This window comes from Limnohabitans simekii (SeqCode) (genome assembly GCF_965234735.1).
In the GTDB taxonomy this organism is placed as follows: Bacteria; Pseudomonadota; Gammaproteobacteria; order Burkholderiales; family Burkholderiaceae_C; genus Limnohabitans; species Limnohabitans simekii.
In genome coordinates this window covers 193,434-212,801 of record NZ_OZ248542.1, presented here as the reverse complement: position 1 = coordinate 212,801, position 19,368 = coordinate 193,434, and the positions used below count along the sequence as shown (strand labels likewise).

At 55.8% G+C, this 19,368-nt stretch carries 22 protein-coding genes and 1 pseudogene; 12 read left to right on the top strand and 11 right to left on the bottom strand.

Annotated features, from left to right (window positions below; all coding sequences use genetic code 11):
* Window positions 1-32 precede the first annotated feature (32 nt).
* Window positions 33-290 carry a 50S ribosomal protein L27 gene (gene rpmA / locus AC8GFP_RS07545; protein WP_506611820.1) on the bottom strand — a complete coding sequence of 86 codons (258 nt, stop codon included), beginning with the start codon at window positions 288-290 and terminating at the stop codon, window positions 33-35.
* Between the two features lie 12 nt (window positions 291-302).
* Window positions 303-614, bottom strand: coding sequence for a 50S ribosomal protein L21 (gene rplU, locus AC8GFP_RS07540; protein ID WP_506611819.1), 312 nt, complete (start codon window positions 612-614; stop codon window positions 303-305).
* 202 nt (window positions 615-816) lie between these two features.
* On the opposite strand from rplU, the gene AC8GFP_RS07535 reads away from it, so the two are divergent.
* On the top strand, window positions 817-1,752 hold the full coding sequence (locus AC8GFP_RS07535; protein WP_506612311.1) for a polyprenyl synthetase family protein: 936 nt from the start codon (window positions 817-819) through the stop codon (window positions 1,750-1,752).
* 50 nt (window positions 1,753-1,802) lie between these two features.
* On the opposite strand, the gene AC8GFP_RS07530 is transcribed toward AC8GFP_RS07535, so the two are convergent.
* The 3 genes from AC8GFP_RS07530 to AC8GFP_RS07520 all read right to left on the bottom strand — a co-directional run bounded on the left by AC8GFP_RS07530 (window position 1,803) and on the right by AC8GFP_RS07520 (window position 2,656).
* Window positions 1,803-2,060 carry a hypothetical protein gene (locus AC8GFP_RS07530; protein ID WP_506611818.1) on the bottom strand — a complete coding sequence of 86 codons (258 nt, stop codon included), beginning with the start codon at window positions 2,058-2,060 and terminating at the stop codon, window positions 1,803-1,805.
* Between the two features lie 15 nt (window positions 2,061-2,075).
* Window positions 2,076-2,318 carry a hypothetical protein gene (locus tag AC8GFP_RS07525; RefSeq protein ID WP_506611816.1) on the bottom strand — a complete coding sequence of 81 codons (243 nt, stop codon included), beginning with the start codon at window positions 2,316-2,318 and terminating at the stop codon, window positions 2,076-2,078.
* Window positions 2,319-2,437: 119 nt separating this feature from the next.
* Entirely contained in the window at window positions 2,438-2,656 is a 219-nt protein-coding gene (locus AC8GFP_RS07520; protein ID WP_506611814.1) for a hypothetical protein, read from the bottom strand.
* Between the two features lie 145 nt (window positions 2,657-2,801).
* Here AC8GFP_RS07520 and AC8GFP_RS07515 point away from each other — a divergent pair.
* The 4 genes and pseudogenes from AC8GFP_RS07515 to zapD all read left to right on the top strand — a co-directional run.
* A pseudogene (locus AC8GFP_RS07515) lies at window positions 2,802-3,935 on the top strand (GspE/PulE family protein); the annotation flags it as partial.
* A complete protein-coding gene (locus tag AC8GFP_RS07510; protein WP_506611812.1) occupies window positions 3,928-4,998 on the top strand; it encodes a type II secretion system F family protein in 1,071 nt (356 codons plus the stop codon). The pseudogene AC8GFP_RS07515 and the gene AC8GFP_RS07510, both read left to right, overlap by 8 nt.
* A 29-nt stretch (window positions 4,999-5,027) precedes the next feature.
* A complete protein-coding gene (gene coaE, locus AC8GFP_RS07505; protein ID WP_506611810.1) occupies window positions 5,028-5,636 on the top strand; it encodes a dephospho-CoA kinase in 609 nt (202 codons plus the stop codon).
* A gap of 78 nt (window positions 5,637-5,714) precedes the next feature.
* Entirely contained in the window at window positions 5,715-6,467 is a 753-nt protein-coding gene (gene zapD, locus AC8GFP_RS07500; RefSeq protein ID WP_506611808.1) for a cell division protein ZapD, read from the top strand.
* On the opposite strand, the gene AC8GFP_RS07495 is transcribed toward zapD, so the two are convergent.
* From AC8GFP_RS07495 to secA, 4 genes are read right to left on the bottom strand one after another with little or no spacing between them, the layout of a single operon-like run.
* Window positions 6,419-6,916, bottom strand: coding sequence for an NUDIX domain-containing protein (locus tag AC8GFP_RS07495; RefSeq protein WP_506612309.1), 498 nt, complete (start codon window positions 6,914-6,916; stop codon window positions 6,419-6,421). The genes zapD and AC8GFP_RS07495 overlap by 49 nt on opposite strands.
* A 4-nt stretch (window positions 6,917-6,920) precedes the next feature.
* Window positions 6,921-7,793 (bottom strand): ATP-binding protein, encoded by an 873-nt coding sequence (locus AC8GFP_RS07490; protein ID WP_506612307.1) that lies wholly within the window; start codon window positions 7,791-7,793, stop codon window positions 6,921-6,923.
* An 8-nt stretch (window positions 7,794-7,801) separates the two neighbouring features.
* Window positions 7,802-9,031, bottom strand: a complete 1,230-nt coding sequence (gene argJ, locus AC8GFP_RS07485; RefSeq protein WP_506611806.1) for a bifunctional glutamate N-acetyltransferase/amino-acid acetyltransferase ArgJ — start codon at window positions 9,029-9,031, stop codon at window positions 7,802-7,804.
* 2 nt (window positions 9,032-9,033) lie between these two features.
* Window positions 9,034-11,775: a preprotein translocase subunit SecA gene (secA, locus tag AC8GFP_RS07480; RefSeq protein ID WP_506611804.1), complete on the bottom strand. Its 2,742-nt coding sequence runs from the start codon at window positions 11,773-11,775 to the stop codon at window positions 9,034-9,036.
* A 101-nt stretch (window positions 11,776-11,876) separates the two neighbouring features.
* On the opposite strand from secA, the gene AC8GFP_RS07475 reads away from it, so the two are divergent.
* Both AC8GFP_RS07475 and AC8GFP_RS07470 read left to right on the top strand, forming a co-directional pair.
* Window positions 11,877-12,194: a hypothetical protein gene (locus AC8GFP_RS07475; RefSeq protein ID WP_506611802.1), complete on the top strand. Its 318-nt coding sequence runs from the start codon at window positions 11,877-11,879 to the stop codon at window positions 12,192-12,194.
* A 9-nt stretch (window positions 12,195-12,203) separates the two neighbouring features.
* Window positions 12,204-12,836 (top strand): lysophospholipid acyltransferase family protein, encoded by a 633-nt coding sequence (locus AC8GFP_RS07470; protein ID WP_506611800.1) that lies wholly within the window; start codon window positions 12,204-12,206, stop codon window positions 12,834-12,836.
* 1 nt (window position 12,837) lies between these two features.
* Here AC8GFP_RS07470 and AC8GFP_RS07465 read toward each other — a convergent pair whose 3' ends face one another.
* Window positions 12,838-13,152, bottom strand: coding sequence for a hypothetical protein (locus AC8GFP_RS07465; protein WP_506611799.1), 315 nt, complete (start codon window positions 13,150-13,152; stop codon window positions 12,838-12,840).
* Between the two features lie 235 nt (window positions 13,153-13,387).
* Between AC8GFP_RS07465 and AC8GFP_RS07460 the strand changes: the two genes are divergently transcribed.
* From AC8GFP_RS07460 to icmF, 5 genes are all read left to right on the top strand, one after another.
* Complete coding sequence (locus tag AC8GFP_RS07460) at window positions 13,388-13,720, top strand: type II toxin-antitoxin system RelE/ParE family toxin (protein ID WP_506611796.1); 333 nt, start codon at window positions 13,388-13,390, stop codon at window positions 13,718-13,720.
* Entirely contained in the window at window positions 13,717-13,995 is a 279-nt protein-coding gene (locus AC8GFP_RS07455) for a helix-turn-helix domain-containing protein (protein WP_506611794.1), read from the top strand. Before AC8GFP_RS07460 ends, AC8GFP_RS07455 begins: the two co-directional genes overlap by 4 nt.
* A 96-nt stretch (window positions 13,996-14,091) precedes the next feature.
* Window positions 14,092-14,247, top strand: a complete 156-nt coding sequence (locus AC8GFP_RS07450) for an integrase core domain-containing protein (protein ID WP_506611793.1) — start codon at window positions 14,092-14,094, stop codon at window positions 14,245-14,247.
* 334 nt (window positions 14,248-14,581) lie between these two features.
* Complete coding sequence (locus AC8GFP_RS07445; RefSeq protein ID WP_506611791.1) at window positions 14,582-14,887, top strand: type II toxin-antitoxin system Phd/YefM family antitoxin; 306 nt, start codon at window positions 14,582-14,584, stop codon at window positions 14,885-14,887.
* A gap of 165 nt (window positions 14,888-15,052) precedes the next feature.
* Window positions 15,053-18,487, top strand: a complete 3,435-nt coding sequence (gene icmF / locus AC8GFP_RS07440) for a fused isobutyryl-CoA mutase/GTPase IcmF (RefSeq protein WP_506611789.1) — start codon at window positions 15,053-15,055, stop codon at window positions 18,485-18,487.
* A 1-nt stretch (window position 18,488) separates the two neighbouring features.
* Here the strand turns inward: icmF and asd are convergent, their stop codons facing one another.
* A complete protein-coding gene (gene asd, locus AC8GFP_RS07435; RefSeq protein WP_506611787.1) occupies window positions 18,489-19,346 on the bottom strand; it encodes an archaetidylserine decarboxylase in 858 nt (285 codons plus the stop codon).
* Between the last annotated feature and the right edge of the window lie 22 nt (window positions 19,347-19,368).

Sequence of the window (19,368 nt, the reverse complement as noted above, 5' to 3'; positions counted from 1 at the left end):
CAAGCGGGGCTTTCCGTGGGGTCGGGTGAACCTCAGACAGGTGTCACATTGACCAGGTGCTTGTTCAAAGCGCCTTTGATCGAGAAGGACACATGGCCTTCAACCAAAGCGAACAAAGTGTGGTCTTTGCCGATGCCGACATTGGTGCCAGGGTGGAACTTGGTGCCACGTTGGCGAACAATGATGGCGCCTGCCGTGATGTGCTCACCGCCAAAGGCTTTCACACCCAGCATTTTGGGGTTGGAGTCGCGGCCGTTTCGCGTGGAACCGCCGCCTTTTTTCTGTGCCATGGTGCTAGCTCCTTAGGCTTGAATGGAGGCGATCTGCAGTTCTGTGAACTGTTGGCGATGGCCTTGACGTTTTTGATAATGCTTGCGACGGCGCATTTTGAAAATGCGCACTTTGTCGTGCTTGCCGTGGGCCACGACCATGGCCTTGACAGATGCACCGGACACCAAGGGTGTGCCGACCTTGAGTTCAGCGCCGTTGCCGACAGCCAAAACCTGGTCAATCACGATTTCTTGGCCAACGTCCGCAGCGATCTGTTCTACTTTGATTTTTTCGCCGGTTGACACGCGATACTGCTTGCCACCAGTTTTTATGACTGCGTACATACGAACCTCTGAAAGATAGACTCTTCATTGCTCTGCCAACGGATTTCAGCAGAGCCGAACATTTTAGCACGCCAAACCGGTTCAGGGCCTTTTCAACCCGATTCAGTCTTTTGGCTCCCTATAATTCGTGGTTCTAGAGAGAGAAACCAATTTGTCCACCCCAGATTCCTCATCCTCCAAGGCCTTTTCGGGCTTGATCGGCATGGACATGCTGTCGGTCGACGGTCTGATCAACAGCCGCCTGTCTTCAGGCGTGCCCCTGGTGGGCCAGGTGGCCGAGCACATCATCATGGCCGGTGGGAAACGCTTGCGACCCGTGTTGTTGCTGCTGATGGCCGGTGCCTTGGGCTACAAAGGCAAGGACCACCACAAACTGGCAGCCGTCATTGAATTCATCCACACCGCCACCTTGCTGCACGACGATGTGGTGGACGACTCCAATTTGCGCCGAGGCCGCCCCACGGCCAACGCCATGTTTGGCAATCCCGCCAGCGTCTTGGTCGGCGATTTTTTGTATTCCCGCGCTTTCCAGATGATGGTCGAGTGCCAAAACCTGCGCATCCTGGACATCGTGGCCGAGGCCACCAATGTGATTGCCGAGGGCGAGGTGATGCAGCTCATGAACATGCATGACGCCTCGCTCGATGTGGACGCCTATTTGCGCGTCATCCGCTCCAAAACCGCCAAATTGTTTGAAGCCAGCACCCGATTGCCCGCCGTCCTGACCCAAAGTTCAGCGGCTGTGGAAACCGCCTGCGCCCAATACGGACAAGCTTTGGGCACGGCTTTCCAAGTGATTGACGATGTGCTGGACTATGACGGTGACGCCGCCTTGATGGGCAAAAACCTGGGCGACGACTTGCGCGAAGGCAAGGCCACCTTGCCCCTCATCGTGGCCATGCAACGCGGCAACTCCGCGCAGTGCGCCTTGGTGAAACACGCGATTGAGCAAGGCGACGTGGAGGCCTTGGCGGATATCGTGCACATCGTGCGGGAAACCGGTGCCATGCAAGCCACCCGCGAGGCTGCCTCGGCAGAGGCGCAATTGGCCTTGAATGCGTTGCGGGTACTGCCGGACAGTCTTTATAAAGAGGCGCTGAGCGACGTGGCGTCTCAACTTTTAAATCGTCAAACCTGAACCTTGTGCCAGGTCAGCAGGTTAGGGCTTTGGCAGCTTTCTAAGGCTTGTTATTCGGCAGCAGGCTTGGTTTTGCTGGGTTTGTAGGTGATATCGCGCTGAAGCCTGACCACCTTGAACATGCATTCGCGGCGACGCTCGCCGTTGGCGATTTTGTCGCAATAGGTGCCACTGCCCGCATAACTGGCCAAGCAGAAATGCTTTTTGTCTTTGTCTTCCATCTTCGCGCATTCAGACATGTCGCCCGCGTGGGACACCATGGGCAGCAGGCACAGTCCAGCGAAGCACAAGCTAAGCAATTGACGCATCATGTTGAGAACTCCTTAATCCAACAGGAATTTTTTAGCCTCTTGAAGCAACTTGAGTGCTTCATCTTCTTTGCCTTCTTTGAAGAGTTTTTCACCCTCTTCGCGCATGGCTTTGGCCTTTTCAATATCGGCACCGGTGCGCTTGGTCTTGAGGAACGCGACATCCACGTATTTCATTTCACAAGGCACGGGGCCAGCGCAGTGCGCAAAGGCCAAGGAATTCATAGACAAGATTGACACCAACAACAAGCGCTTCATGATTTCCTCATCAACAGGGGGGTTTGGTTTGCAGTCATTTTCTAAAGAAGATCTTACAACTGGCTGAGGGTAGTCCATCTTTGGCAGCCTATTGACACCAGAATTGAGAAAGTAATTCTTTATTTATAAAAAGATTTCAATTTCCCTTGTGCGTACTCGGTTGCTTGGGTGAGCTGACCAAAAGCAACCGGCTTTTCGCCCAAAGCATGAACCCAATAGGCCTGATGGTCTTTTTGTATTTGAATCAGAACCAGCTCAGGGTCAAAGTCTGAATGGAGGGTTTCGATAATTTCCATATTTTTATCAAGCATAGATTGATTTTTGCGGGTAAAGCGCATGCAGTCATTGGGGCAATCACCCATTACTGAAAAGTAATCTTGATGAATTCAAATTTCTTTGAATCACACGCACAAATTCAGTGAGTCCGGTTTGCCCCTTGAACGGCTTCGGCGGCCTACATTGGCAGGCATGAACAAGTCCGCCATCTCAGAGCAGCGCAACAACCCACAAGACCAGCAAGCCGTGGACTGGCTGAGCCATTTGTTGCAACAAAGCTTGCACTTGCAAGCCTCTGACATTCATCTCGAGCCCTATGAAAGCCTGTTGCGCATTCGCTTGCGCATCGATGGTTTGTTGCAAGAAATGTCACCGCCGCCTGCCGCTTTGCGCGAGCGTATCGTCTCGCGCATCAAGGTCTTGTCGCGCATGGACATCGCCGAAAAACGCCAACCGCAAGATGGACGCATGCAGGTGGCCATGGCTTCGCGCATGGTGGACCTGCGGGTCAGCACCTTGCCCACCTTGCATGGTGAAAAGGTGGTGTTGCGCGTATTGGATTTTCACGCGCAAGCTTGGGACATGCGGTCTTTGGGTTTATCCGCCATGTCCCAGCAACGCTTGCTGGAAGCCATCAAGCGGCCACACGGCATGGTGCTGATCACCGGACCCACAGGTTCAGGCAAAACACGAACGCTCTACACCTGTTTGGCGCAACTCAACACACCCGAGGTGAACATCGCCACCGTGGAAGACCCCTCTGAAATTGTGCTGCCTGGCATCAACCAAGTGAACGTGAATGAACGAGCGGGCTTGAGTTTTGCGTCAGCCTTGCGGGCTTTGCTCAGGCAAGACCCTGACATCTTGATGGTGGGCGAAATTCGCGACAGCGAAACCGCCGACATCGCCATCAAAGCCTCACAAACCGGGCATTTGGTGCTCTCAACCTTGCACACCAACGATGCCCCCAGCACCCTCACCCGCCTGAACCACATGGGTATTGCAGGTTTCAATTTGGCCAGCAGCGTGGTCTTGATTTGTGCGCAGCGTTTGGTACGCCGTTTGTGTCCGCATTGCAAAGTGTTGGTGCCTGGGCAGCAACGCTACAAGGCCATCGGCTGTCCGCAATGCCAACAGGGTTACAAAGGCCGCATTGGGATTCACCAGGTCATGCCCATCAGTGAGGCCATGCAAAACCTGATCTTGGCGCAAGCCTCTGCCTTGGAGATTGCAGCACAAGCCAGCAAGGAAGGCGTGCTGAGTTTGCACGAGGATGGCTTGCAAAAAGTAGCGGCTGGCGATACCTCGTTAGAAGAGGTTTCGGGGGCCGCGCATGCCTGAGATACCGGTGCACCATTTGTCCGGCTTCACTCAACAACTGGCCACCTTGGTGTGCGCCGGGGTGCCTCTGCTGCAATCCTTGGACACTGTCGCCAAGGGGGTGCGTTTCGAACCTTTACAACACACGCTGCGTCAGTTGCGGCATCAGATTGCCCAAGGCATGTCATTGCAACAAGCCTTGCGGGAATCACAAGTGTTTGACCATTTCTACTGCCAGTTGGTGGCAGCAGGTGAAATGTCAGGCAACCTCGACGGCATGCTGCGCCGCTTGGCCACCTACCTGGAACGGCAACACAAGTTGCGCCAAAAAGTAAAGATGGCCTTGGTCTATCCGGTGGCGGTGTTGCTGATTGGCGTGCTGGTCACGGCCGTGATCTTGATCTGGGTGGTGCCCGTCTTTCAAAACATCTTTGCTTCCTTTGGGGCCGAATTGCCAGCAGCCACCCTGGTGGTGCTTCGAATGAGCGAGGGCCTGTTGCATTCTGGACCGCTGGCCTTGCTCTGGCTGCTGTTGCTGGCCCTTGGTCTGCGCAGCGCATACCGTCGCAATGAATTTTGGCAATTGCAGGCCGCGATAGGCCTTCTGCGCATGCCGCTGGCTGGCGCAGTGATGCGGGCTTCGAATGATGCCATCTGGACGCGTTGCATGGCCACTTTGCTGCAATCAGGTGTGCCCTTGCTGGACGCCTTGGAAGTCACTGCTGGCGCTTGCCCAAACCGTGTCTATGGCTTGTTCACCTGGTCCATACGCCATGCGGTCACGCAAGGCAGCAGCTTGTCTGCAGCCATGCAGTCGGTGCATCTGCTGCTGCCGCAGACCCGCCAAAAGCAATCTGTCTTTGACGACTTGCTGATTCAAATGGTGGCCGTCGGTGAAGAGTCTGGCACCTTGGCCACTTTGCTAGCCCAGGCGGCGCAGGACCATGAGCAAGCCTTGGAGTGGCAAATTGACGGCATGACGCAGTTGATTGAACCTTTGATGGTGGTGGTGCTGGGCGGCTTGGTTGGTGGCTTGGTGGTGGCTTTGTACTTGCCCGTCTTTCAGCTCGGGCAGGTGCTTTAGTGGGCTTGGGCTTCTTATAGACTGTGCCCATGGCACCCCCCTCATTCAAACGCATTGGCTTGACCGGCGGCATTGGCAGCGGCAAATCCACGCTTGGGAAGTTGCTGCAAGACAGAGGCTTTCCCCTCATCGATGCCGACGACCTATCGCACGCGCTCACAGCACCTCAAGGCGCAGCGATCGAGCCCATTCGACAATACTTTGGCTCTGACTTCATCACCCCAGAGGGTGCTTTGGACCGCCCCAGGATGCGGCAACTGGTGTTCACGCAGGCGCAGGCCAAACGCGCCCTGCAGACCTTGCTGCACCCGCTGATCTTGACGGCCATCCAGCAAGCGGAAGCTTTCATCAAGGACAAAGGTAATTCATTGGTAGTCATTGACATCCCTTTGCTGGTGGAGTCAGCCCACTGGTTGGCTGCCTTGCAACAAATCATCGTGGTCGATTGCGAGGAAGACACGCAAGTCACCCGGGTGATGAAGCGCAGCCAACTGTCCGCCGTGGAGGTGCGGCAAATCATGGCCAACCAAGTCTCCCGCGCCCAGCGCTTGGCCGCGGCCGACATCGTGGTCTTCAACAACACCGATCAATTGGCTGATTTGCACCAGCAGGCACAGGCCATCCACCTGCAGAATTAGCCTCTGGACCTGCTTTGAATCGGCTTTTCAGCGGTTATCATTTCCGCTGTTCCCACCCCCAGCAGGCCAGTGCAGTCCGTGATTCTTTACGAACACCCATTCAACGAGCGTATCCGCACTTATTTGCGACTGGAGTACTTGCTGGGTCGGTTCGAACAATTGTTGCTGCGCACCTCCGAGATTGACCACCACTTTGCACTCACCACCTTGTTTGAGATTGTGGAGGTGGGTGGCCGCTCCGATTTGAAATCCGACATCTTGAAAGAACTTGAGCGCCACAAGCAACAGTTCACAAGCTACCGGGGCAACCCGTCGGTGTCCGAAGCGGTGCTGGATGATTTGCTGTCGCGCATCGACCATTGCCTGCAAGGCTTCAACACCGTGGGTGGGCGTATCAGTCACTGTGTCACTGAAAGCGATTTTCTCAGCAGCTTGCGCAACAGGGTGTCTGTACCAGGGGGCACCTGCGCTTTTGATTTGCCCGGCTATCACGCTTGGCAACAACGCGATCCTGACGAACGACGCATGGACATTCTGAAATGGTCTGAGCCGCTCAAGGCCTTGAACGACAGCGTGGGCTTGCTGATGCGCTTGCTCCGTGAAAGTGGTTCACCACAACGCGTCATGGCCACCCAAGGCCAATTTCAACAAGCCCTGCCGCAAGGTCGCTTCCAAATGATGCGGGTGTTCATCGATCCTGCTTTGGGTTTGGTGCCTGAAATCAGTGGTAACCGCATGATGGTGTGGGTGCGTCTGATCCACCAATCCTGGGTCAACAAACCTCAAGCGTCGGTGGGCAACGCTGAATTTGAAATCGAGCTCTGCGCCTGAGCCAACCACTCGAGCACCGGCAAGGTGCCGGGCAGCACCGGTGACACACTGACCGGCAACTGCTGCCAAGCAAAATCCTGTCCTTCTTTCATTTGCAATTCGCCGGTCCATTGGTGGACTTGGCAAAACTGCAGTTCCACCAGCGCATGCGGGTAGTCGATGCGCTCGGTCTTCCAAGGCCTGGGGTTGTGAATGGTGATGCCCAACTCTTCTTGCAATTCACGGGTCAACGCTTGCGCCAGGCTTTCTCCTGCTTCGATTTTTCCGCCTGGAAATTCCCAATGGCCTGCATAGGCTTTGCCGGGCGGGCGGGTGGTCAGCAAGAAACGCCCATCGGCTTGGAACAACACGCCCACAGCCACCTGCGTGACTGGGCGGTCAGCGCCGCCTTCGCGCGGTAAATCGCCATCAGCCACCCGGGCGCCAGCTTGACCATGCAAGCGTGACATGGTTTCAGCGGCCTTGCCGTCCAGCAAAGTCACGGGCGAATTGGTAGGCCACACGGCCACTGCGCGAGCCGCGCTCAAGTGCCCAAATGAGGGCTTCGGGATGGGCTTTCGCGCTGGCGTCTTTGGCCACGCCCAAGGACTGCAGCCATTGGTCGACGATGTGCAAATACTCGTCTTGGCTGAATGGGTAGAAACTCACCCACAAACCAAAACGTTCGGACAAGGAAATTTTTTCTTCAATCACTTCACCAGGATGCACTTCGCCGTCTTCGGTGTGGGTGTAGCTCAGGTTGTCTTTCATGTACTCGGGCAGCAAGTGGCGGCGGTTGCTGGTGGCGTAAATCAGCACATTGGGTGACGCAGCGGCCACGGTGCCATCCAAAATGGATTTCAACGCTTTGTAGCCAGGCTCGCCTTCGTCAAAACTCAGGTCGTCGCAAAACACCATGAATTTTTCGGGGCGCTGCGCCACCACATCAATGATGTCGGGCAGGTCGACCATGTCCTGCTTGTCCACTTCAATCAATCGCAAACCTTGCGAGGCATAGCTGTTCAAACAAGCCTTCACCAAGGACGATTTGCCGGTGCCTCGTGCGCCTGTCAGCAACACGTTGTTGGCCGGTAAGCCTTGCAAAAACTGCAAGGTGTTGCGCTGGATTTTTTCTTTCTGTTGGTCGATTTCTTTCAAATCATCCAAAGACATGCTGCCAATATGGCGCACAGGTTCAAGCACCCCATGGCCGCTGCTGCGCTTGCGGTAGCGAAACGCCACACTGGCTTGCCAATCGGGCGCATGAAGCGGTTGCGGCAACACCGCTTCAATGCGGGCCATCAGCACCTCTGCGCGGTGCAGCATGCGTTCCAAGGCGTCGTTCATGGCCATGCTCAGCTGCGGTAGTCGGCGTTGATGGTGACGTACTCGTGGCTCAGGTCACAGGTCCAAACCTGGTCATGGGCGCTGCCGCGCCCCAGCAGCACACGGATGGTGATCTCGTCTTGTTTCATGATGCGCTGGCCGTCTGCTTCTTTGTAAGCAGGATGACGACCACCCTGTGTGGCCACATGCACATCATCTAAAAACAAATCAATCAGATTTTGGTCCAGATCGGCCACACCGGCATAACCGACCGCAGCCAGGATGCGGCCCAGGTTGGGGTCGCTGGCGAAGAACGCAGTTTTCACCAAGGGTGAATGGGCGATGGCATAGGCCACCTGTCGGCATTCTGACGCGCTGCGTCCGCCTTCAATCCGCACCGTGATGAACTTGGTGGCTCCTTCGCCATCGCGAACGATGGCTTGCGCCAACCATTGCGCCACCTCCATCAGCGTTTGCTTGAGGAGCTGGGCGGCCTCGGTGCTCCAAGCCGTGACCAAGCTGTTGCCCGCTTGGCCCGTGGCCATGACCACGAAGGAATCGTTGGTTGAGGTGTCGCCGTCGATGGTGATGCGGTTGAAGGAAGCTTCAGCCAATTCACTGGCCAGGGCATTCATGAGCGAGGCATCAATGGCGGCATCCGTGGCCATGAAGCCCAGCATGGTGGCCATGTTGGGGCGGATCATGCCTGCGCCTTTAGAGATGCCCGTGACGGTGATGGTTTTCCCATCGATTTGCACCTGCCGACTGACCGCTTTGGGCAAAGTGTCGGTGGTCATGATGGCTTGTGAAGCCAAAGACCAGTTGTCGGTTTGCGCGGCCGCCATGGCCTGTGGCAAGCCATCAATGATGCGTTGATAGGGCAGCGGCTCCATGATGACGCCAGTGGAAAACGGCAAGACCTGTGAGGGGCTGATGTTCATTTGGGTGGCCACCGCCGCACACACTGCATTGGCATGTTGCAAGCCCGACGCTCCCGTGCCTGCATTGGCCACCCCTGTGTTGATGACCAAGGCGCGAATGCCCTGGCCAGCGGCCAAGTGTTGGCGGCAAATTTGCACGGGTGCTGCACAAAACCGGTTTTGTGTGAACACCGCACCCACTGCGGTGCCCTCTGCGAGTTCAAACACCGTGAGGTCTTTGCGGTTGGCTTTGCGCACACCGGCTTCGGTGATGCCAATGCGCACCCCGGCAACAGGATGCAAGTCTTGTGGCGGGGCCACGTGCAAATGAACCGCCATGCTCAGGCCAGCTTGCCGTGGCAATGTTTGTATTTTTTACCGCTGCCACAGGGGCAAGGCTCATTGCGGCCGACAACGGGCACCTGTTCCTGCAGGACCTGTTGTCCCAGCACTTGCGGTTGCCCGGTTTCGTCTGGTGCGGTGTAGGTCAGGTTGCTGATGGCCTCGGCCCGCGCTTCAATGGCTTGGGCGGCTTGCGCCACTTGCGAGGTGTTGTCGATTTGAACCGTCATCAACACGCGGGTGACTTCATTTTTCACCATGTCCAGCAGTTGACCGAACAGCTCAAAAGCTTCGCGCTTGTACTCTTGCTTGGGTTGCTTTTGCGCATAGCCGCGCAAATGAATGCCTTGGCGCAAATAGTCAAGTGAAGACAAATGCTCGCGCCAATGGCTGTCAATGTTTTGCAGCAAGACCGCGCGCATGAAAGGCTTGAATTGCTCTGCGCCCACCAGGTTGATCTTGGCTTCGAAATGCACATGTGCAGCCTCGACGACCGTGTTCACGATATCTTCGTCAGTGATGGCTTTCGCTTCTTGAACCATGCTGTTGAGTTCAATATTCAAGTGCCATTCGTTTTCAAGAACTGCTTGAAGTCCCGGAATGTCCCACTGTTCTTCCACCGATTCTGGGGGCACAAACTGGCGCACCAAGTCGGTGAAGCAACCCTCGCGCAAGCTGGCAATTTGGGTCGTCAAATCTGTAGCGTCCAAGATGTCATTGCGCTGCTGGTAAATGACTTTGCGCTGATCGTTGGACACATCATCGTATTCCAGCAATTGCTTGCGGATATCGAAATTGCGCGACTCCACTTTGCGCTGGGCACTTTCGATGCTGCGTGTGACCATGCCCGCTTCGATGGCTTCGCCTTCAGGCATCTTCAAGCGGTCCATGATGGCTTTGACCCGCTCGCCCGCAAAAATACGCATCAGCGAATCGTCCAAGCTCAGATAAAAACGTGACGACCCGGGGTCGCCTTGACGACCCGAACGACCGCGCAATTGATTGTCAATACGGCGCGACTCATGGCGCTCGGTGGCGATGATGCGCAAACCACCCACCGACTTCACGAATTCGTGGTCTTTCGTCCATTGGGTGCGCAATGCGGCGATTTGCGCTTGCTTGTCATCGTCACTGATGGACTCGTCGGCTTCTACGGCAGCAATGCTTTTTTCGACATTACCGCCCAACACGATGTCCGTTCCACGACCGGCCATGTTGGTGGCGATGGTGATGGCTTTGGCGCTACCCGCTTGTGCCACGATGTCCGCTTCACGCGCATGCTGTTTGGCATTGAGAACCTGGTGCGGCAAGCCTGCCTTGGTGAGCATCTCGGCCAACAGCTCCGACAACTCGATGGAGGTGGTACCCACCAACACCGGCTGACCGCGTTCGTGACATTCGCGGATGTCGTCGATGGCAGCTTTGTATTTTTCGTCAGCAGTTTTGTAAACCCGGTCGAGTTGGTCAGAGCGCTTGCTCGGTTTGTTGGGCGGAACCAGCACGGTTTCCAAACCGTAAATTTCTTGGAACTCGTAGGCCTCGGTGTCGGCGGTTCCAGTCATGCCACTCAGCTTCTCATACAAGCGGAAGTAGTTTTGAAATGTGATGGACGCCATGGTTTGGTTTTCGGCTTGGATGGCCACGCCCTCCTTGGCCTCCACCGCTTGGTGCAGACCATCGCTCCAACGTCTGCCTGACATCAAGCGGCCCGTGAACTCGTCGACGATGACAATCTCGCCTGCTTGGTTCACATAGTGCTGGTCCAAGTGGTAGAGGTGTTGCGCGCGCAAAGCGGCATACAGGTGGTGCACCAAGCCGATGTGGGACGGGTCATAAAGAGAGGCGCCAGCGGGCAACAAGCCCAATTCAGCCAAGATTTTTTCGGCTTTCTCATGACCCAACTCGGTCAGGTAGACCTGATGGGATTTTTCATCCAGCGTGAAGTCGCCGGGGGTGATGACGCCTTCCCCGGTGCGCAAGTCCATTTCGCCTTCTTGGCGGGTCAGGTGCGGCACCACTTTGTTCATCGCCAAATAGGTCTCGGTGTGGTCTTCGGCTTGTCCACTGATGATCAGCGGCGTGCGAGCCTCGTCGATCAAGATGGAGTCCACCTCGTCAACGATGGCGTAATTCAACACACGTTGCACCCGTTCGTTGGCTTCATACACCATGTTGTCACGCAGGTAGTCAAAGCCGTATTCGTTGTTGGTGCCGTAGGTGATGTCCGACTGGTAAGCCGCTTGTTTTTCTTCGCGGGACAGTTGCGACAAATTGACACCCACGCTCAGACCCAAGAAGTTGTAGAGCCGACCCATCCATTGGGCGTCTCGGTTGGCCAAGTAGTCGTTGACCGTGACCACATGCACGCCTTTGCCGCTCAAGGCATTGAGGTAGACCGCCAACGTGGCGGTCAGGGTTTTGCCCTCGCCAGTGCGCATCTCGGCAATCTTGCCTTGGTGCAAAGCGATCCCGCCCACCATTTGAACGTCAAAGTGGCGCATCTTCATGACGCGCTTAGAGCCTTCGCGGACAACTGCAAAAGCCTCGGGCAGCAAATTGTCCAGAGTTTCGCCGTTCAGAAAACGCTGCTTGAACTCGTTGGTTTTGGCTTGCAAAGCCTCATCCGTCAAAGCGGACAAGCCGTTCTCCAGCGCGTTGATGCGCTCTACGGTTTTGCGGTATTGTTTAAGCAACCGATCATTGCGGCTGCCAAAAATGTGGGTCAATAGATTGAAGGCCATGCAAGCGATGCGCCCATGCACTGCCGGGGGGCAGGCCAAAGGGCACACATTCCTTTGTCGAAGCCGGCGATTTTAACCGGCCACCAGGTCCATAATTCCCCATGTCCCGCCCCGTGTTCAATCCCCCTTCAGGCACCCCCGTCATGACGGCCATTGAGCAATCCGGCTCTTTGGCTGGCTTGTTGCAGTTGCAAAAGCAGTCTGCACATTACCTGAGCAGCATCCAGTCTGTGTTGCCCCCTGGTCTGGGCGCCCAAATCAAGGCGGGGCCGATCGACCAAGACGGTTGGTGCTTGTTGGTTCAGCACAATGCAGCAGGTGCCAAGTTGCGGCAACTCTTGCCTGTCATCAGCGCCCATTTACGGGCCCAAGGACACCCGGTGCACCAGATACGCGTCAAGGTGATGAGCCAAGGCTAAATCACCTGCATGCAGGTGGTATGGTCGGCGCATTATTTTTTCAGCAGTCGTATGCGCATCACCATCTTCACCACGCCTGTGCTCAGCCCCATGCTGCGCTGGTTATCTCGACACACCTTGCGGCTGCTGGGCTGGACCCTGACGGGCGCGATGCCGACCAACACCCCCAAAAGCGTGGTGATTGCGGCGCCACACACCAGCAACTGGGACTTCCCCTATACCTTGATGGTGGCCTTTGCCATGAACCTGAACATCCAGTGGATGGGCAAACAGCAACTGTTCCGGTTTCCTTTTCGCCACCTGATGCTGTGGCTGGGCGGTATTGCTGTCAACCGCTCACAGTCGACCAATTTGGTGGAAGCGTCTGTGCAAACCCTGCAAAACGCCCAGCGGGATTTGCATTTGGTGGTGCCGCCCGAGGGCACGCGCAGTCAATCGAGGCATTGGAAAACCGGTTTTTATTACATCGCCTTGGGGGCCCGTGTGCCGATCATTTTGGGTTACATGGACTTTGCAGAAAAGAAGAGCGGCTTGGGCCCTGCCTTCATGCCCACAGGCGACTTGGCATCGGACATGGCGCAAATCAAGGCTTTTTATGCGCCCTTCAGAGGCAAGAATCCCGATCAATTTGTGACGGATTGAACTAGCCCACCCCCAACACCACGACCGCCACAAAAGCACTCGAGGCCAGCACCAACGCCAACGCCAACCAACGCAGTTGCCGCTTCAAGCGCGTGACAGCCGCAATCAAAGCGGCGTTTTGTTCGGCCAACTCGGCCAGCGCCTGCGCCATTTGCTGCTGGGCCTGTGCCAACTGCGCCAACTCTGTAGGCGGTTCCGCTGTGGTTTGGCGGCGTTTGTCGATGAAGCCCCGCGCCTTGTCCAGCACCCCAGGTGCGTGCTCCAACACCTTTTCCCAAGGGACGACTTTGAGCGCGGTTAACCATGAGATGGCCATGTGGGGTTCCTAGTGGGTGGGGGGTTGCAGAAGAGTGAAGCTTAGCGGGGTTCTTAAATCACATTCCACTGAGGGCAAATCCCAGAGTTTCAAATAAATCAATATTTTGACAATCAGTTTGTGGCTGAAATTATGGGTGGTTCAACACCCCAATATTGAATCTTCTTCCCACAAAGTTGTTCAATGCTTCAGATGAAAAAGCAACCCAACATATCTTTTTTTTGGTATATTTTAAATGTCTATTTGGTCTGTTGAAACTTTGAATGAAGTTGTTGATGGCGAGTTGAATGCGCTACCGCAAGATATGCGCGTTAGGTTTGTTCGTATCAGCCAGCTCATTCATGAATTTGGACCTTTTCAAGTTGGCATGCCACACATCAAAAGTTTGAACAACAAGTTTTGGGAAATTCGAGTCAGCGGTCGAGATGGTATTGCCAGGGGGATATATGTCATCGTGAAGGAAAAACGCGTGGTGGTGCTCCATGTATTCATCAAAAAAACCCAAGAAACTCCAACACTCGCTTTACAAACTGCCTTGCGGCGCGCAAAGAAAGCTGAATTGATATGACCAAAATTTCTAGATTGCATCATGAATGGATGAAAACACCAGGCTATAAAACAGCCTATGAATCCACTCGAGCTGAATTTGAATTGGCCCAACAATTGATTGAAACGCGTATCAAGCGCGGCCTTTCACAAGGCGAGTTGGCGATCAAGATGGGCACATCACAGTCCACCATTGCCCGATTGGAAAGTGGAAAGTCCATGCCTTCTATGCGTACTTTGACGAAATTTGCACATGCCACACAGGCTGAACTACAAATTAAATTTCGCTTGACGTAGAACCTGCAACCAAAATATTCTATTTTTTATTGTTTCTTTTAAAACCTCTTTGAGCTGACTATTACTTTGCTCAAAGAGGTTTAGCTTCATCATTAATTGGTTCTTTCACCAAACGCAAAGAATCCATCTTGTTTGGATGGTGTTAATGCCATTGAAACCGCAACGTTCGATGACTACAATTCTTACCACCCGCACAGCGCATTGGGATATTTGCCGCCACAGACGTTTCGAGAGAAACGATCGGCAAATTAAAACTGCCGGTGGTACTGAGTTACAGGGTCAACTCCAGTGACTGACCCGAAGCATTTATCAACGCATTAACCACGCACCCTGCGTGAGATCTTGAAAACCCACCCACCTTTGAGCGCGGAAGACAAGCATGTTTGGGCAGACCTGGAGCCTGTATTCAAGGATTCAGCACCCCAAGAACGCGACTGGCATCATTTATTTGGACTTAAAGAACAAACTTTTTGAAGGTGGCACTCCTCCAGACCTCTTCCATCTGCCTTAGCCTGCGTTGTGAACCGCCTTGACCAAACAGCCAAAACAGCTAATATGGCTGTAACACTTGTTTGGAGATTTCCACATGATCACCATGACCTCTCTTGATGCACAGAATCAATTTGGTGCACTCATCGACGCCTCACAGCGACAACCCGTGACGGTGACCCGACGCGGTCGGCCGGTGGCTGTGGTCATGTCCTACGAGGACTACATCCAGCACCAACAAACGGTTCCGCTTGAAGCTGCCAAACTCATCAGCCAAAACCAAGCGCTTCGGGGGGAGGCTGCTCAGTACGCGCTGCAACAACAACTGGCCAGCATGAGTAACCAAGCGGCTGAAGAAGGCTTGACCGACAAACAGGTCATGCAAATGATCAATCACAATTGACTCGGCTTATATCGTTATTGACACCAATGTCTATATCAGCGCGGCCAACCTTCCAGCCCATACCCAAACCCCGCTATGATTGACGTTACGTCAATTTAAGCCGCTGGGCTACTCGGCTGTAACCCACGTCCATTCTGCTTTTTTGCGGTTTGCCCCGCTCTCACCATGACCGATTTGTCCGTCGAATTCCAGGCCCTGGCCAACTACCGCCCCAAGCACAAAGTGCGCTTTGTCACCGCAGCTTCGTTGTTCGATGGGCATGATGCGGCCATCAACATCATGCGGCGCATCTTGCAAGGCATGGGCGCCGAGGTGATTCACCTGGGGCACAACCGGTCGGTGGACGAGGTGGTCACTGCTGCGTTGCAAGAGGATGTGCAAGGCATCGCCATCAGCTCTTACCAAGGCGGCCATGTGGAGTACTTCAAGTACATGGTGGACCTGCTGCGCCAGCGCGGCGGCGCACACATCCAGGTGTTTGGCGGCGGCGGCGGAGTCATCGTGCCCGATGAAATTGCCGAATTGCACGCCTATGGCGTGACCCGCATTTACAGCCCGCAAGACGGCCAACGCATGGGCCTGCAAGGCATGATTGGTGAAATGATCATGCGCTGCGACCAAGACTTGTGCGGCCATGCCCCCACTGCCCTTGCAGCGATTCAAGGCCACGGCGAAACCCATTGGCGCTCGTTGGCGCAACTCATCACTGCTTTGGAAAACCAAGCCCCCGGCGTCAACGCTGCTTTGGACACGCTGCGCACTGAAATTCGACACCAAGCCGCAGGCTTGAACGTCCCGGTGGTGGGCATCACCGGCACCGGCGGCGCGGGCAAGTCCTCGCTCACCGACGAATTGATTCGCCGCATCCGCTTGGACCAAGACGACCAACTGCGCATCGCCGTGATTTCCATCGACCCGTCGCGCCGCAAAAGCGGCGGCGCTTTGCTGGGCGACCGCATCCGCATGAACGCCATCTCACCTTGGCGCAAACTGGCCGCCAGCACATTGGGGTCAGACCCCGATTCTGCGCAGCGTGATGCGAAGCCAAACCTCGGCAAGGTGGGGTCAGATCCCGATTTTGCGCAGCAAAACTCGGGCTCTGACCCCAGTTTGCCAAGCCAACGTGTCTTCATGCGCAGCTTGGCCACGCGCGAATTTGGCAGCGAAATCAGCGCCGCTTTGCCCGACGTCATCGCCGCCGCCAAATGCGCTGGCTTTGACCTGGTCATCGTCGAAACCTCGGGCATTGGCCAAGGCGATGCCGCCATCGTGCCGCACGTGGACATCCCGCTGTACGTGATGACGCCCGAGTTTGGCGCAGCCAGCCAGCTGGAAAAAATCGACATGCTCGACTTTGCCGAGTTTGTGGCCATCAACAAGTTCGACCGCAAAGGTGCGGCAGATGCGCTGCGCGATGTGGCCAAGCAGGTGCAGCGCAACCGCGAAGCCTGGGGCACGCCCACCGAACAAATGCCCGTGTTTGGCACCATGGCCGCGCACTTCAACGACGACGGCGTCACCGCTTTGTTCCAAGCGATGAAACCGCGTTTGCAAGAGCGCGGCTTGAAGTTGCAAGCAGGCCGCTTGCCAATGGTGAAGGTGCGCCACAGCTCGCACCAAACGCCCATCGTGCCGCCGGCCCGCAGCCGCTACTTGGCCGAGATCAGCGACACGGTGCGCGGCTACAAACAACGTGCTGCCAAACAAGCTCAGTTGGCGCGTGAAGTGCAGCAACTCAAAGCCGCCTCGGCTATGTTGGCGGTGGATGTGAAAGGCCGCCCCCGCGCCTCGGAAGCCACACTGGGTTTGGCCACCGAACGCGAGCAGCGCCTCGACGCCGATGCCCGTGCCCTGCTGACCGACTGGCCCCAACTGCAACAAGACTATGCCGGTGACGAGTTGGTGGTGAAAGTGCGCGACAAAGAAATCCGCACCGCGTTGGTGACCAAATCTTTGAGCGGCACACCGGTGCGCAAAGTGGCCATGCCCACCTTTCATGACCATGGCGACATCTTGCAATGGCTGATGCTGGACAACGTGCCGGGCCGCTACCCCTACACCGCTGGGACCTTTGCGTTCAAACGCGAGAACGAAGACCCGACCCGCATGTTTGCCGGTGAAGGCGATGCGTTTCGCACCAACCGCCGCTTCAAACTTTTGAGCGAGGGCATGCCTGCCAAGCGCTTGAGCACCGCGTTCGACTCGGTCACCTTGTATGGCAACGACCCCGACCCGCGCCCCGACATTTACGGCAAGGTGGGCAATTCTGGCGTGAGCATTGCCACCCTGGACGACATGAAGGTGTTGTACGACGGCTTTGATTTGTGTTCGCCGTCCACCAGCGTTTCGATGACCATCAACGGCCCGGCACCCACCATCTTGGCGATGTTCATGAACACCGCCATCGACCAGCAACTGGCCAAGTTTGAAGCCGACAAAGGCCGTGCGCCGAACGACACCGAACGCGCTGAGATTCGCGCCTGGGTGATGCAAAACGTGCGCGGCACAGTGCAAGCCGATATCTTGAAAGAAGACCAAGGGCAAAACACCTGTTTGTTCAGCACCGAGTTTTCGCTCAAGGTGATGGGCGACATCGCCCAATACTTCGTGCAACACCAGGTGCGCAATTTCTACAGCGTGTCCATCAGCGGCTATCACATCGCTGAAGCCGGTGCCAACCCGATTTCTCAACTCGCCTTCACGCTCTCCAATGGCTTCACCTTTGTGGAAGCCTATTTGGCACGTGGCATGCACATTGACGACTTCGCGCCCAACCTGAGCTTCTTCTTCAGCAACGGCATGGACCCCGAGTACACCGTGATGGGCCGCGTGGCGCGTCGCATCTGGGCGGTCACCATGAAAGAGAAGTACGGCGCGAACGAACGCAGTCAAAAACTGAAATACCACATCCAAACCTCGGGTCGCTCCTTGCACGCCCAAGAGATTCAGTTCAACGACATCCGCACCACGCTGCAAGCGCTGATTGCCATCTACGACAACTGCAACAGCTTGCACACCAACGCGTTTGACGAAGCCATCACCACCCCCACCGAAGACTCGGTGCGCCGCGCCATGGCGATTCAACTCATCATCAACCGCGAGTGGGGGTTGGCGAAAAACGAAAACCCATCACAAGGCGCGTTCATCATTGAAGAGCTCACGCAGTTGGTGGAAGAAGCCGTGCTGTCCGAGTTTGTGGCGATTGCCGAGCGCGGTGGCGTGTTGGGTGCCATGGAAACCGGCTACCAGCGCGGCAAGATCCAAGATGAATCCATGCACTATGAAATGCTCAAGCACACCGGTGAGCTGCCCATCATTGGCGTGAATACTTTCAAGTCCCCGCATGCCAACGAGACACCGCAAAAAATCGAGCTGGCCCGCTCAACCGACGAAGAAAAGCAAAGCCAACTCAAGCGCCTGAACGACTTCCACACCCAGCACAGCGTGCAAGCCAAAGCCCAAATCGCCCGCTTGCAACAAGCCGTATTGGACAACGCGAATGTGTTCGAGGTGCTGATGGACGCGGTGCGCCATTGCTCACTGGGTCAAATCACCAACGCGCTGTTCGAGGTGGGTGGTCAGTACCGGCGCAACATGTAAGTCAGTCGCCCATGCGCTCACCCAAGCGCACGGGCTGCTCTGCTTGCCAAGCAGTGTTCAGTTGAATGGTATGGGGGGGCCACAGCAGCACCACCGTAGAGCCGAGCAAAAAGCGGCCCATCTCGTCACCTTGTTTGAAATGCAGGTCTTGCGTGTCATAGGTCCATTCACGCAGTTTTCCGCTGCGTGGTGGGTTCACCAAGCCATGCCAGACCGTGGCCATGCTGCCCACGATGGTGGCCCCTACCAAGACCAATGCAAACTGCTTGGGAGCTAAGCCTTCTACTGCAGGCATGTCGAACACACACACCACGCGCTCATTGCGGGCAAACAAACCCGGCACACCACGCGCGGTTGCTGGGTTGACTGAAAACAATTCGCCAGGCACATGGATCATGCGGCGCAAGCGCCCTGCGCTGGGCATGTGGATGCGGTGGTAGTCCTTGGGGCTCAAGTAAATGGTGGCAAAAGCACCGTCTTGAAACTGCGCCGCCAAGGCCGCATCGCCACCCACCAAAGCCTGGGTGCTGTAGCTGTGGCCTTTGGCTTGGAACACTTGGCCGCCCTCGATGCGCCCAAACTGGCTGATGGCCCCATCCACGGGGCACACAAATGGTGCATCTGCCAGCGGTCTGGCGCCAGGCTTCAATGCGCGGGTGAAAAAATCGTTGAAGCAAGCGTAATTGCGGATGTCGGGGTCGGCCGCCTCGCCCATGTTCACTTGGTACTTGCCAACGAACCACTCGATGATGGCTTGCGTGATGCGCCCTCCCCGCCAGTGGGCCACCCAACCTGCAAAAACGGTGAGCGCTTGCTTAGGGAGTACATGTTGCATTGCCACGAAGAGATTGTCATTCATGACCTCATTCTAGGAGGGCTTT

Coding starts and splice junctions, on each gene's coding strand:
- AC8GFP_RS07460 (WP_506611796.1), top strand. CDS start 13,388: ATGTCTATTTGGTCTGTTGAAACTTTGAATGAAGTTGTTGATGGCGAG.
- secA (WP_506611804.1), bottom strand. CDS start 11,775: ATGGCCTTCAATCTATTGACCCACATTTTTGGCAGCCGCAATGATCGG.
- AC8GFP_RS07465 (WP_506611799.1), bottom strand. CDS start 13,152: ATGGCCATCTCATGGTTAACCGCGCTCAAAGTCGTCCCTTGGGAAAAG.
- AC8GFP_RS07495 (WP_506612309.1), bottom strand. CDS start 6,916: ATGTCACGCTTGCATGGTCAAGCTGGCGCCCGGGTGGCTGATGGCGAT.
- AC8GFP_RS07455 (WP_506611794.1), top strand. CDS start 13,717: ATGACCAAAATTTCTAGATTGCATCATGAATGGATGAAAACACCAGGC.
- icmF (WP_506611789.1), top strand. CDS start 15,053: ATGACCGATTTGTCCGTCGAATTCCAGGCCCTGGCCAACTACCGCCCC.
- AC8GFP_RS07475 (WP_506611802.1), top strand. CDS start 11,877: ATGTCCCGCCCCGTGTTCAATCCCCCTTCAGGCACCCCCGTCATGACG.
- asd (WP_506611787.1), bottom strand. CDS start 19,346: ATGAATGACAATCTCTTCGTGGCAATGCAACATGTACTCCCTAAGCAA.
- AC8GFP_RS07470 (WP_506611800.1), top strand. CDS start 12,204: ATGCAGGTGGTATGGTCGGCGCATTATTTTTTCAGCAGTCGTATGCGC.
- AC8GFP_RS07520 (WP_506611814.1), bottom strand. CDS start 2,656: ATGCGCTTTACCCGCAAAAATCAATCTATGCTTGATAAAAATATGGAA.
- AC8GFP_RS07525 (WP_506611816.1), bottom strand. CDS start 2,318: ATGAAGCGCTTGTTGTTGGTGTCAATCTTGTCTATGAATTCCTTGGCC.
- coaE (WP_506611810.1), top strand. CDS start 5,028: ATGGCACCCCCCTCATTCAAACGCATTGGCTTGACCGGCGGCATTGGC.
- argJ (WP_506611806.1), bottom strand. CDS start 9,031: ATGGCGGTTCATTTGCACGTGGCCCCGCCACAAGACTTGCATCCTGTT.
- rpmA (WP_506611820.1), bottom strand. CDS start 290: ATGGCACAGAAAAAAGGCGGCGGTTCCACGCGAAACGGCCGCGACTCC.
- AC8GFP_RS07490 (WP_506612307.1), bottom strand. CDS start 7,793: ATGAACGACGCCTTGGAACGCATGCTGCACCGCGCAGAGGTGCTGATG.
- AC8GFP_RS07535 (WP_506612311.1), top strand. CDS start 817: ATGGACATGCTGTCGGTCGACGGTCTGATCAACAGCCGCCTGTCTTCA.
- AC8GFP_RS07445 (WP_506611791.1), top strand. CDS start 14,582: ATGATCACCATGACCTCTCTTGATGCACAGAATCAATTTGGTGCACTC.
- AC8GFP_RS07510 (WP_506611812.1), top strand. CDS start 3,928: ATGCCTGAGATACCGGTGCACCATTTGTCCGGCTTCACTCAACAACTG.
- AC8GFP_RS07530 (WP_506611818.1), bottom strand. CDS start 2,060: ATGCGTCAATTGCTTAGCTTGTGCTTCGCTGGACTGTGCCTGCTGCCC.
- rplU (WP_506611819.1), bottom strand. CDS start 614: ATGTACGCAGTCATAAAAACTGGTGGCAAGCAGTATCGCGTGTCAACC.